We start from the raw sequence: 12,241 nt of genomic DNA, 5'->3' as shown, positions 1-12,241 counted from the left end.
GGACGGCGTGAGGGCGTCGCGCCGCGGTCTCTCGCCGCGGCGCGACGTACCCTCCGAAGGCGATGGGCTCGACTCCCGAGCGACAGGTCATCGCCCACTGCGACATCGACGCGTTCTACGCGTCGGTCGAGCTGCTGCGCCGGCCGGAGCTCCAGGGCAAGCCGGTCGTCGTGGCGGGCACCGGGCCGCGGTCGGTCGTCACGACGGCGAGCTACGAGGCACGGGCCTACGGCGTCGACTCCGCGATGCCCGCGTCGCGGGCCCGCGCGCTCTGCCCGGGCGCGATCTTCATCCCGCCCGACCACGCCGCCTACCGCGACAAGAGCACCGCGGTGTGGGACGTCGTCCGCGCGCGCGTCGACCGCGTCCAGCAGGTCGGCATCGACGAGGCGTACCTCGACGTCACCGCGTTCGAGAAGCCGATGCGCGTGCTCCGCGAGCTCGTCGCGGAGATCCACGACCGGACGGGCATGGTCATGTCGGTCGGGGTCGGGCCCTCGAAGCTCGTCGCGAAGACCGTGAGCGCCTCCTACAAGCCGAGGGCGCTCAAGGCGCTCTCGCGCGAGGACGCCTGCGCGGTCTTCGCCGATCGGCCGACCCGCCTCCTCCAGGGCGTCGGCCCGAAGACCGCGGACCGTCTCGCCGCGCTCGGCGCGCGGACGGTGGGGGACCTGCAGCGGATGGACGAGGCCGTCCTCGTCGAGCACTTCGGCGACAACTGGGGCCCGTTCCTCAAGGCGCGCGCGTGGTTCCACGACGACTCCAGGGTCACGCCCCCGGGCCCGGCGAAGTCGCGCTCGAACGAGACGACCTTCCCCGAGGACATCGACGATCACGCGGAGCTCGAGGCGGTCCTCGGCCGGCTCACGGAGGATCTCTGCGACCAGCTGCGCCGCAAGGACGTGCGCGGCCGGACGATCGCGATCAAGGTGCGGCTCGACGACTGGACGACGGTCACCCGCGCCCGCACGATCGACGAGCGCACGAATGACCCGGGCGTCGTGCTCCCCGTCGTCCTCGATCTCTTTCGCGCCTACGCTCCGCCGCGGCCCGTCCGGCTCCTGGGGGTGCGTCTCGCGGCCTTCGAAGAGCAGCCCGAGGGCGCCTCGCCACGCGCCGTCGCCGATGCGGCGCAGCTCGTGCTCCCTCTTCCGGCCGACGTCCTCGCGCCGCGCCCGCGCGTCGCGGCGGCCGACCGGTAGCGTCCCCGCCTCCATGGGTGAGCGACACGACATCGGCGGGCGGTCCCTCTATGCGCTGCGGCGCGGGCGCGGCGAGCCGCTCCTCCTCGTCCAGGGGATGAGCGGAACCCACGCGGCGTGGGGGGAGCCGTTCCTCTCCGCGCTCGACGACGGGTTCGACGTCGTCGCCTACGACCACCGCGGCATCGGCCGCTCGGATCCTGCGGACGGCCCGTTCGCGATCACCGACCTCGCCGACGACGCCGTCGCGCTCCTCGACACGCTCGGCATCGCCGAGGCGCACGTCCTCGGCATCTCGATGGGCGGCATGGTCGCCCAGGAGATCGCGCTGCGCCATCCCGGTCGGGTGCGCACGCTGGCCCTCGGATGCACCTATGCGGGCGGCCCGGGGTCCGCGCTCACCGACGAGGCGACGATGTCGCGTCTCGCCGAGGCGATGATGAGCGGCGACCGCGAGCGCGCGATCCGCACGGGCTTCGAGATCAACGTCTCGGAGCGGTTCGCCGCCGACGAGGCGAACTGGGGCCCGTTCCGCGACATGGCGACCGCGGTGCCCGCGCCCCTGCCGACGATCATGCTGCAGCTCCAGGCGATCGTCGCGCACGACACGCAGGAGCGCCTCTCCGGGATCGCCCACCCGACCGTCGTCGTCCACGGCGACGAGGACAGGATGCTCCCCGCCGCCAACGCCTCGCTCATCGCGGGTGCGATCCCCGGCGCGCGCCTCGAGCTCCTCGAGGGCATCGGCCACCTCTTCTGGTGGGAGGCGCCCGAGCGCGCGGCGGAGATCCTCCGCACGCACGCCCTCACCCCGGCCTGACTGCCCCGGTTCGGCGCTCGCGGTGGGTCAGTAGAGGGCGCTCGCGAGGCGGCGGCGCGCGTCCCTCGCGAAGGGGTGCTCGACGCCGAGCTCGTCGAGGACGCCGACGACGACGCGGCGCAGGTCGTCCTTGCTGTCGCCGGCCGCGGGCATCGCGGCGATGAGCGCGTCGACGGCGGCCTCGCGCTCACCGGCGTCGAGCGACCGCCACGCCTCCGCGAGCTCGAGGTCGCCGGGGTCGTTCTCGAGGCGGATGCGCGCCGCGAGACCCTCCGCGGCGAAGTTCCCGGTGATCGTCTCGACGAGGGCGAGCGCCTCGTCGGACTCGCCGCGGCGATGGAGGAGCCCGGCGAGGGCCAGCGCGGCGTCCGGGCGGCCGGGCTCGAGCTCGAGGGCGCGGCGCAGCGAGGGCTCGTCGCCCGACTCGATGAGGCCGTCGGCCTCGGAGGGGATGAGCTTCGAGAAGAAGCGCTCGACGACCGGTCCGCCCTGGGCCCCGACGAACTCGTCGACGACCTCGCCGTCCTTGAACGCCTTCACCGCGGGGATCCCCTGGATCTGGAAGGCCTGCGCGATCCGCTGGTTCGCGTCGGTGTCGACCTTCGCGAGGACGACGGCGCCGTCGTGCTTCGCGGCCTCCCGCTCGAGGATCGGGCCGAGCGCGCGGCAGGGGCCGCACCACTCGGCCCAGAAGTCCACGACGACCGGCGTCGTGTGCGAGCGGTCGAGGACCTCGGTCTGGAAGGTCTCCTCGGTCACGTCGATGACGGTCATCCACGGAGCTTACGATGCGGCCGTGACCGCACCGAATCTCCACGTCGAGGAGGCGGGGGAGGGGACGCCCGTCGTCCTCCTCCACGGCCTCACCGCCTCGCACCGCTACGTCGTCATGGGCTCGCGCTCGCTCGAGCGGTCGGGCCATCGGGTCCTCGCCTACGACGCCCGCGGTCATGGGGCCTCCGATCCCGCCCCCGAGCGGACCGCCTACGGATACGACGCGCTCGCCGAGGACCTCGGCCGCGTCCTCGACGCGCACGGCGTGGACCGCGCGGTGCTCGCGGGGGCGTCGATGGGCGCCCACACGCTGCTGCGCTACGCCCTCGACCACCCGGAGCGCGTCGCCGGCGTCGTCGTCATCACCCCCGCCTACGACGGCGGCGCGGACCACGACGACCCGGACCGCCTCTCGCGCTGGGACGCCCTCGCGGACGGACTCGAGCGAGGCGGCATCGAGGGGTTCATCGAGGCCTACGGCGACCCCCGGGTGCCCGACCAGTGGCGCGACACCGTGCTGCGGGTCATCCGCCAGCGGCTCGAGGTCCACGAGCATCCCGAGGCGGTCGCCGACGCCCTGCGCGTCGTCCCTCGCTCGCGCCCGTTCGGCGACCTCGGGGACCTCTCGGCGCTGGACGTGCCGGCGGTCGTCGTCGCCGACCGCGACGAGGCCGACCCGGGACATCCGCTCGCCATCGGCGAGGCGTACGCGGAGGCGATCCCGGGCGCCGAGCTCGTCGTCGAGGACGAGGGCGAGAGTCCGATCGCGTGGCAGGGCGGCCGGCTGTCGAAGGTCATCGCGACGCTCGCGGGACGCGCGGACGGATAGCGTCCGGGCCGATGAGCACTCTCGTGGACCTCAGCCTCACGCGTGACGGCGGCGTCGCCGTCATCACGCTCGACGCGCCCGACCGGCGCAACGCCCTCACCGTCGAGATGGCGACCGCGATGCTCGAGGTCTGCGATGCCCTCGACAAGGATCCGACCGTCGGGGCCGTCGTCGTCGAGGGCTCCGGGGGCTACTTCTGCGCGGGCGGCGACCGCCCGACGCTCGCCGAGGCGGGGAAGGACCCCGCCCACCCCGACGCCTTCACGGGCATGGGGAGGATCTACCGCGCGTTCGAGCGGATCGGCGAGCTCACGATGCCGACGATCGCCGCGATCGAGGGCGGGGCGGTCGGCGCGGGGATGAACCTCGCGTTCGCGACGGACCTGCGGGTCGTCGCGCGTGACGCGAAGCTGCTCTCCGGCTTCATCCCGATCGGGCTGCACCCGGGCGGCGGCCACGGCGTCCTCCTCGGCCGCACGGGGGCGAGGGAGGCGACCGCGGCGCTCACGCTCTTCGGCGAGCGGGTGAGCGGCGAGCGCGCCGCCGAGCTGGGTCTGTGCTGGGAGGCCGTCGAGCCCGGGACGACCGGCGCACGCGCCCGCGAGCTCGCCGCGGTGCCCGGAGCCGACCCCGAGCTCGCCCGCCGCACGACGAAGTCGCTGCGCGCCGAGCTCGGCCCGCCCGGCATGGCGTGGGGGGCCGCGCTCGAGATGGAGCGCTCCGCCCAGATGTGGTCGATGCGGCGCAAGGACATCGCGGGGTGAGCGCGCCCGAGCCGATCTTCCGGCGGGACGGCGACGCCTACGTCCCGACGGGCCACGCGCGCGGCCCCTGGGACGACGCCCACCAGCACGGCGGTGCGCCCGCCGGCCTCATCGCGCGCGAGATCGAGGCGCTCGGTCCCGGCGAGGATCTCGCGGTCCTGCGGCTCACCTGCGAGATCCTCGCAGCGGTTCCGCTCGAGCCGCTCACGGTCGAGGCGCGGGTCGTGAAGCCGGGCAAGCGCTTCCAGCTCGTCGAGGCCGACCTCTCCGTCGCGGGGGGCCCGGTCGTCGTGCGGGCCCGCGCGGTCCGCCTCCGCCGCGGGGACGTCGACGTCCCCGACATCGCCGCGGTGCCGGGCCGTGAGGCCCTGCCGGTCCCGGCCGACCCGCTCGCAGCGCCCCCCGGCGGCTTCCTCCCGCAGTCCGACGCGATCGAGGGGTTCCACGTGACGGGGATGGAGATCCGCGTCGCGATGGGCGGCGTGCACGAGCCGGGACCCGGGGCCGCCTGGATGCGCCCGGCGCGCCCGCTCGTCGACGCGGAGCCGGCGAGCCCGCTCGCCCGCGTCGCGATGGCCGCGGACTTCGGCAACGGCGTGAGCGCCTCGCTGGACTTCCGCCAGGCGCTCTTCATCAACACCGACGTCTCGATCCACCTCACGCGCCCCGCCGAGGACGAGTGGGTGCTCCTCGACAGCCGCACGACGATCTCCCCGGTCGGCGTCGGCCTCGCGCAGTCGGCGCTCTACGACCGGTCGGGCGCGCTCGGGCGCAGCCTGCAGACGCTGCTCGTCGACGAGCGGTAGGGCGACGGAGGGGGGTCCCGGGGGCTCCGATCGCGCGCGACGCTATGCCGCGCGGACGACCTCGGTGCTGCCCGCCTCGACGACGAACGAGGCGAGTCGCCGCGTCCTGGCGTCGCGGCGCAGGGGGTCGGCGGTCATGAAGTCGACCTCGAGGCCGTCCGTGCGCGCCTCGAGGATCCCGAAGCCGCGCCGGTCGAGGTCGGCGAAGCGGATGTGCGGGTTCGTCGCCAGCAGCCCGGTCTTCAGCGTCTCCCGGGTGACGGGGTCGGGGAGGTACTCCTCGAGCCCGTGCGAGGTGACCGACCCGCCGACGAACTCGGTGCCGATCGGCGGCGTGCCCCGGCGGCCGTTGGTGTGGACGGTGCCCGCGAAGAACGTGTGGATGTCCCCCGTGATGAAGGTGAGGTCCTTCACGCCCTCCGCACGGAAGTGCTCGAGGACCTCGCGGCGCTCGGCGCCGTAGCCGTCCCACGCGTCGACGTTGACGGTGACGCCGGGCACGGAGTCGACGGCCATCACCATGAGCTGGTTCGCGACGACCTTCCAGCGGGCCTCGGAGCGGGGCACCGCGCGCTTGAACCACTCCTTCTGCTCGCGGCCGAGGAACGTCCGCGGGCCGGTCTCGGCGTCGGGGCAGGGGACGATGAACGCCCCGCCGCAGGGCTGGACGTCCCGGTACTGGCGCTCGTCGAGGAGGAAGACCTCGGCGGTGCGCCCGAGGGGGACCGACCCGTAGATCCGGGTGTTCACGGGCCGGCGGCGCAGGCGCGGCATGTACTCGTACCACGCGAGGTAGCCGCAGCGGCGGCGCTCCTTCAGGTCGACGTCGGGGAACGACGTCTTCGCGGGATCGCGCCGGTCGCCCGCGTAGTTGTCCTCGACCTCGTGGTCGTCCCAGATCGCGACGAACGGATGCGCGGCGTGCATCGCCTGCAGATCGCGGTCGGACCGGTAGAGGCGGTACTTGTCGCGCCACTCGGGCAGCGTGACGACGAACGCGTCGCCGTTCGCGCCGGTCGTGTCCCTGCGGTCGGCCGGGCCGTCGTAGAAGGTCTGCTCGTAGACGTAGTCGCCGAGGCAGACGACGAGGTCGAGGTCGTCGCGCTCGGCGAGCGCCCTGTGGGCGGGGTAGTAGCCGGCCTGGTGGTCCTGGCAGGAGAAGAAGCCGATGCGGACCGGCTCGCGCGAGTCGGCGGGCCGCGCGGTGCGGAAGCGGCCGACCGGCGACGAGGAGCGGCGTGTCTCGAAGCGGTAGAAGTACTGCTCGCCCGGGCGCAGCGGCTTGCCGCGCAGTCGCGTGTGGACGGTGTGGTCGCGGATCGCGGGGACGCGGACGCTCCGTCGCAGCACGACGTCCTCGAAGCCGGCGTCGCGGGCGACCTCGAGCCGGATGCGCCCGTTGCCCTCGACGTCGCCGAGGTGCGTCCACAGGACGATCTCGTCCGTCCCGGGCGTCCCGGAGGCGACGCCGAGCCGGAAGTCGCCGTCGCGGAGGAAGGGCTCGCGCGCACGGCGCCGCGCGGGGGAGGTCTTCGCGAGCGCACCGGCCGGTCCCGAGAGGACGAGGCCCGCCCCGGCGGCGGCCCCCGCTCCGATGACGGCGCGGCGGGAGAGGAGGGTGTCGTCCATGAGCGCGCCGGATGGTACCCGCGCCCATGGAGAAGTCGAGGCGGTCACACGGTCCCCCCGGCCGCCGAACCGGATTCCTCCGTGGCCATGTGAACGGAGGAATCCGGTTCGGCATCGCCGGGCGTAGGATCGCCGGCGTGGCGCTTCCTCCTCGGCCCGACCGGCTCGACCGGCTGCCCGACCAGTTCTTCACCGGGATCCTCGCCGAGGTCGCGCGCGCACGCGCCGAGGACGGGCCGCCGGTCGTCGACCTCGGGCGGGGCAACCCCGACATCCCGCCTCCGGCGGTCGCGCTCGACGCGCTGCGGGAGGCGGCGGAGTCGCGGGCGACCGCGGTGCACGGCTACCCGCCGTTCGCCGGCCGGCCGTCGCTGCGCGAGGCGATCGCCGAGCGCTACCGCGCCGATCACGGCGTCGACCTCGATCCGGACCGCGAGGTGTGCGTCGTCCCGGGGACGAAGACGGCGATCTGCTTCGCCGCGCTCGCGACCGCCGAGCGCGGCGACGCGGTCATCCTCCCGGATCCCGGCTACCCCGACTACCTCTCGGGCGCGGCGCTCGCCGGCGCCCGGGTCGTCCCGCTGCCGCTCGACGCGGACGCCGGATGGCAGCCGGACTGGGCGGCGCTGCCGTCCTCGGCGCACGCCGCCTGCCGGCTGCTCGTCCTCAACTACCCGTCGAACCCGTGCGCCGCCGCGGCCGCCGACGGGACGCTCGAGGAGGCCGTCCGGGTGGCGCGGGCGAGCGGGAGCGTCCTCCTGCACGACCTCGCCTACGGCTTCCTCACGTTCGGCGGCGCGCGCGCCCGGAGCGTGCTCGAGGTGGACGGCGCGCGCGACGTCGCCATCGAGCTGTGGTCGGCGTCGAAGGTGCACGGGATGGCCGGCTGGCGGATCGGCTTCGCGGTCGGCAACGCGGAGATCGTCGGCCGCCTCCAGGAGCTCGTCGACCACACCACCGCCGGCGTCTTCGCGGGCGTGCAGCACGGGCTCGAGGCGGCGCTGCGCCACGCGCCCGAGGATCCGGCCGCCCGCGCGTCGGTGTACGCCGCGCGCCGCACCCGGCTCATGGCCGCGGGCCTTCCCGGGCTCGCCGCGCCCGAGGGGACGTTCTACGCGTGGTGGCGGCTCCCGCCCGGCCTCACGGCGCAGCGGCTCCTCGCCGAGCACCGCGTGGCGGTCGCCCCGGGCGAGGGCTTCGGAGAGCGCGGTGCGGGCTGGGCCCGTCTCTCCCTCGCGCTCGACGACGACGAGCTCGACGAGGGACTGCGCCGCCTGCGGGCCGCCTGCGGCTGACCCCGCCTCCGTCAGGCGTCGAGACGCCGGTACATGACGAGCGCGTCGACCTCGCCGAGCGTGCGATGGTCGAAGGCGCCCGGGAGGCGGCCCACGGTCTCGAAGCCGAGCTGCTCCCACAGCGCGATCGCGCCGGTGTTCGTCGCGACGACGAGGCTGAACTGCATCGCGCGGAAGCCGAGGGCCCGCGCCTCCTGCATCGAGTGCTCGGCGAGCGCCCGGCCGATGCCTCGCCGGCGCTCCTCGGGGGCGACCATGTACGCCGCGTTGCAGACGTGCGCGCCGAGCCCGGGCTGCGCGGGCCGCAGCGAGGAGTGGCCGACGATGCGTGACGGCGCTTCCGGGTCCTCGGCGACGTAGGCGAGTCGGCCGGGGCCGAGCCATGCGGCGAGCGCGTCGGCGCGCGAGATCTCCGGCGGGTAGGCGTACGTGTCGCCGCCGGCCACGACGGCGCGGAAGATCGTCCAGATCGCCTCGTGGTCGGTGGGGTTGGCGGGACGGATGAGGGGACGCGCCATCCCCTCGCAGTCTCGCACCAGCGTCCCGACGTGCTGCAATAGGGGCGTGAGATCCGTCAACCCGGATCAGCCGCCCCCGCCTCCGCTCCCGCGGGGCCGGCATTCCCCGGGCGGCGAGGTCGTCGCCGCCTCCCAGCGGACGCGCCTCCTCGACGCGCTCGTCGAGCTCGTCGCCGAGGAGGGCTACCCGGCGGTGCGCGTCGGTCACATCGCGCGCCGGGCCCGCGTGTCGCTGAGCTCGTTCTACACCCATTTCGAGGGCAAGGAGGAGTGCTTCCTCGCCGCGTACGACTCCGTCGTCGACGGGCTGCTGGGCGACCTCCAGGCCGCGGTCACGGCGCACGACGACGTCGATGCCGGCCTCGACGCGGCGGTGCGCGCCTACCTCGCGTGGTTCGCCGCCCGCCCGGCGGCCGCCCGGACCTTCCTCATCGAGATCCGGCGCGCCGGCCCCGCGGCCCTCGCCCGCCGCGCCGAGGTCGTCGAGCGGTTCCTCGGGCTCCTCGTCGAGCACCTCCGCGGCACCGCGGGCGAGGTGGCCGTCCCGTCGCGCGCCCGGCTGGTCGTCCTCGCTGCAGGTCTCGAGGGCCTCGCCCACGAAGAGGTTCTCGCCGGCCGCACCGAGGGCATGACGGCGGTGGCCCCGGACGCGATCGACGTCGTCCGCCGTCTCCTCGGCCCAGACCCCGACCCACGGAGCACCAGCTGACATGCGCATCGGAATCCTCACCGGCGGGGGCGACTGCCCCGGCCTCAACGCCGTCATCCGCGCTGTCACCCGGCGGGCGCTCCAGGACGGCCACACGCTCTTCGGCTTCCGCGACGGGTGGGCCGGGGTCGTCGCGGGTGAGGGCCGCGAGCTGAGCCGCGAGTCGACGGCGGGGATCCTCCACCGGGGAGGCACGATCCTCGGGACCTCGCGGACGAACCCGTTCAAGGGCGGCGCCGACGGCGTCGCCGCCGTGCGCGCGGGGATCGAGAAGGCGGGCGTCGACGCGCTCGTCCCGATGGGCGGCGAGGACACCCTCGGGGTCGCGGCGAAGCTCTCCGAGGCGGGCATCCCGGTCGTCGGCGTGCCGAAGACGATCGACAACGACCTCGCGGGCACGGACGTGACCTTCGGCTTCCACACCGCCGTGCAGATCGCGAGCGACGCGATCGACCGGCTGCACACGACGGCGGAGTCGCACAACCGCGTCATCGTCGTCGAGGTGATGGGGCGGCACGCCGGCTGGATCGCCGCCTACTCCGGGATGGCGGGCGGCGCCGACGTCATCCTCGTCCCCGAGCGGCCGTTCGACATCGACGAGGTGTGCGACAGCCTGCGCCGCCGGCACGAGTCGGGCCCCACCTTCTCGATCGTCGTCGTCTCCGAGGGCGCGATGCCGCGCGAGGGGACCATGTCGCTCCACGCCTCGGGGGAGACCGACGCCTTCGGGCACGTCCGCCTCGGCGGGATCGCCGTCGAGCTCGAGCGCGAGATCGAGAAGAGGACGGGCTACGAGACGCGCATGACGATCCTCGGGCACGTCCAGCGCGGCGGCACTCCGACCGCGTACGACCGGGTGCTCGCCACCCGGTTCGGCGTGAAGGCCGCCGAGGCGCTCATCGCGGGCCGCACCGGGGTCATGGTGTCCCTGCGAGGGACGGAGATCACGGAGGTCCCGATCGTCGACGCGGTGGCCGAGCCGAAGCTGCTCGACGACGACTTCTTCCACACGGCCGAGGTGTTCTTCGGGTAAGGGCCGGCCCGGCCCGCTCAAGTCACCGGGCGAGAAGTCCGATGAGCGTCGCATGTCCGTCCGCCGCCGGCGTTCCGTCTGGCTGTCCGCGCTCGTCGCCTTTGCGATCGTGCCCAGCACGCACGCCCACGCCGCACCGGGTCCGTTCGCGCTCGGCGGGGGCTACGAGTCGTCGTCGACGATGGCACCCGACGGGACGGCGTTCGTCGTGTGGCTCGACGCGGACCGGCGGCCCACCGTCTGTCGCGTGCCGCCGGGCGCCGCCGCCTGCACCCCGATGCAGCGGCTGCCCGCCCCGGCCGGCGACCGGGGCATCCTCGTGCGCGCACACCGCGTCACCGCCGTCGTCCGCGGCCCGCTCGTCGAGGTGGTCGCAGGCGCGTCGTCCTGCGGGACACGCGCCGTCGTGAGGTGGACGAGCCACGACGGCGGTCTCACGTGGCCTGCACCGCCGGCGTGCGAGGACGGTCCGTCGTCGGGCGTGTGGATGACGACCGGCGAGTCCATGGTCGACGGGCGCGGCCGCGTCATCAGCGGCGGCGGCAGCGCCATGGGATTCCAGTATCCGAACCACCTGTCGGTGACCGACGCCGACGGCGTCTCCGCGCCGCAGCACCTGCAGCTCGGCGGTCCGACGGACTCGCCTGGGGTGCGGCTGCTGCGCCACGACGCACCCACGGGGACGACGCTCATCGCCCGGACCTCGCCGTGGACCGTCGACTCCGGGCCCGTCGGCCCGCGCTATCACGTCTTCCGCGGCGCACCCGAGGACGCGACGACCGAGGAGCTGCTCGACCCCGGCCGGTGGGAGACCGACCTCGAGCTGCCCGGCGGCGGGCGCGACACGGCGCGGTTCTTCGCCGACGGCCCCCGAGGGCTGCTCATGCTGAGCGGGCAGGGGATGCCGATGGGCGTCGAGCCGCTCACGCTCTCGCGCTTCGACGACGCGACGGGACGGTTCGCGACGCCGGTCCCGATCGACGTGTCGAGCGACATCCCGAACGAGGCGCCGCGCGGGATCGCGCAGGACGCGTCGGGGAGGCTCCATCTCGTGTGGACGGGCGGCCTCGTGCCGATCCTCCTCTACTCGACCTCGGACGACGGCGGACGCACCTGGGAGGCGCAGGGGGTGCTGCCGGAGACCTGGGCCTGGCTCGGCGACCTCGACGTCGCGCCGAACGGCGTCTCGCTGTTCGTCCGCCACACGCCACGGCCTGCCGAGAGCCCTCCCGCCGCCCTCATCGAGGGGGCCCGCCTGGAGGTCGCCCCGGCTCCGCCGGCGCCCGCGCCGACGCCGCCGAACGAGGCGAGGCGGACCGAAGCGCCAGCCCGCTACCGCGGGGCGTCGCGCACGACCGAGAAGCGGCTGCACACGACCCGCCTGCGCCTGCGCTCGCCGCGGCGCTGCGTCCGTCGCGACCAGCAGTTCGCCGTCGGCGTCGGGTCGAAGCCGCGCCGCAAGAGCGCGCCGCGCGTCTCGCGCGTCACCTTCCGGCTCACCGGAGCGCGCACGCGCACCGACCGGCGTCGCGACTTCCGGCTGCACATGCGCATGCCCGACGACGCGACCGGCCGCGTGCGCCTGAAGGCGAGCGTGCGCCTCACGGGCCGCACGCGGGCGCAGGTCGTGCGCACCACGGTCCGCGTCTGCGAGGAGTAGAGCCGGGGCTGCGGCGCCCGCCCCGGCCGCGAGGCCGGAGCGGACGATCCGCAAGACACCCCGGTCATGGATCACCGCTGTACTTCAACGTCCCAGGACTTGTGTCGTGGCCTGGGCGGCTTGGACACTCCCGACCACCGGGACTGGCCGCCGGCACGAGGCCGGCGCGTTGCCCGGCTGAGCCCCGAGGGGCTCCGGCCGA

General features: G+C 74.7%; 12 protein-coding genes. 9 read left to right on the top strand and 3 right to left on the bottom strand.

Annotated elements, in window-relative coordinates; genetic code table 11:
• The first annotated feature begins 62 nt into the window (after positions 1–62).
• Complete coding sequence (gene dinB / locus ACME2J_RS09815; protein WP_495544724.1) at positions 63–1,202, top strand: DNA polymerase IV; 1,140 nt, start codon at positions 63–65, stop codon at positions 1,200–1,202.
• A gap of 13 nt (positions 1,203–1,215) precedes the next feature.
• Positions 1,216–2,022 (top strand): alpha/beta fold hydrolase, encoded by an 807-nt coding sequence (locus ACME2J_RS09810; protein WP_495544723.1) that lies wholly within the window; start codon positions 1,216–1,218, stop codon positions 2,020–2,022.
• A 27-nt stretch (positions 2,023–2,049) separates the two neighbouring features.
• On the opposite strand, the gene ACME2J_RS09805 is transcribed toward ACME2J_RS09810, so the two are convergent.
• Positions 2,050–2,796, bottom strand: a complete 747-nt coding sequence (locus tag ACME2J_RS09805) for a tetratricopeptide repeat protein (protein ID WP_495544722.1) — start codon at positions 2,794–2,796, stop codon at positions 2,050–2,052.
• Between the two features lie 22 nt (positions 2,797–2,818).
• On the opposite strand from ACME2J_RS09805, the gene ACME2J_RS09800 reads away from it, so the two are divergent.
• The 3 genes from ACME2J_RS09800 to ACME2J_RS09790 are packed head-to-tail and all read left to right on the top strand — an operon-like array spanning position 2,819 to position 5,195.
• The gene (locus ACME2J_RS09800; protein ID WP_495544721.1) at positions 2,819–3,625 is read left to right on the top strand and encodes an alpha/beta hydrolase; all 807 of its coding nucleotides are present in this window, start codon (positions 2,819–2,821) and stop codon (positions 3,623–3,625) included.
• A gap of 11 nt (positions 3,626–3,636) precedes the next feature.
• On the top strand, positions 3,637–4,389 hold the full coding sequence (locus tag ACME2J_RS09795; RefSeq protein WP_495544720.1) for an enoyl-CoA hydratase-related protein: 753 nt from the start codon (positions 3,637–3,639) through the stop codon (positions 4,387–4,389).
• Complete coding sequence (locus ACME2J_RS09790; RefSeq protein WP_495544719.1) at positions 4,386–5,195, top strand: thioesterase family protein; 810 nt, start codon at positions 4,386–4,388, stop codon at positions 5,193–5,195. Before ACME2J_RS09795 ends, ACME2J_RS09790 begins: the two co-directional genes overlap by 4 nt.
• Before the next feature lie 42 nt (positions 5,196–5,237).
• Here the strand turns inward: ACME2J_RS09790 and ACME2J_RS09785 are convergent, their stop codons facing one another.
• Entirely contained in the window at positions 5,238–6,824 is a 1,587-nt protein-coding gene (locus ACME2J_RS09785) for an alkaline phosphatase D family protein (RefSeq protein ID WP_495544718.1), read from the bottom strand.
• Between the two features lie 137 nt (positions 6,825–6,961).
• Between ACME2J_RS09785 and ACME2J_RS09780 the strand changes: the two genes are divergently transcribed.
• A complete protein-coding gene (locus ACME2J_RS09780; protein ID WP_495544717.1) occupies positions 6,962–8,119 on the top strand; it encodes a pyridoxal phosphate-dependent aminotransferase in 1,158 nt (385 codons plus the stop codon).
• A gap of 11 nt (positions 8,120–8,130) precedes the next feature.
• On the opposite strand, the gene ACME2J_RS09775 is transcribed toward ACME2J_RS09780, so the two are convergent.
• Positions 8,131–8,637, bottom strand: a complete 507-nt coding sequence (locus tag ACME2J_RS09775) for a GNAT family N-acetyltransferase (protein WP_495544716.1) — start codon at positions 8,635–8,637, stop codon at positions 8,131–8,133.
• A 46-nt stretch (positions 8,638–8,683) separates the two neighbouring features.
• Here ACME2J_RS09775 and ACME2J_RS09770 point away from each other — a divergent pair, with 46 nt between their 5' ends.
• From ACME2J_RS09770 to ACME2J_RS09760, 3 genes are read left to right on the top strand one after another with little or no spacing between them, the layout of a single operon-like run.
• Entirely contained in the window at positions 8,684–9,346 is a 663-nt protein-coding gene (locus tag ACME2J_RS09770; RefSeq protein WP_495544715.1) for a TetR/AcrR family transcriptional regulator, read from the top strand.
• A 1-nt stretch (position 9,347) separates the two neighbouring features.
• Positions 9,348–10,379, top strand: coding sequence for a 6-phosphofructokinase (locus ACME2J_RS09765; RefSeq protein ID WP_495544714.1), 1,032 nt, complete (start codon positions 9,348–9,350; stop codon positions 10,377–10,379).
• A 52-nt stretch (positions 10,380–10,431) separates the two neighbouring features.
• On the top strand, positions 10,432–12,039 hold the full coding sequence (locus ACME2J_RS09760; RefSeq protein WP_495544713.1) for a hypothetical protein: 1,608 nt from the start codon (positions 10,432–10,434) through the stop codon (positions 12,037–12,039).
• Positions 12,040–12,241 lie beyond the last annotated feature (202 nt).

The sequence above is a fragment of the Paraconexibacter sp. genome (assembly GCF_059438195.1).
This window is presented reverse-complemented; position numbering and strand designations above follow the sequence as displayed.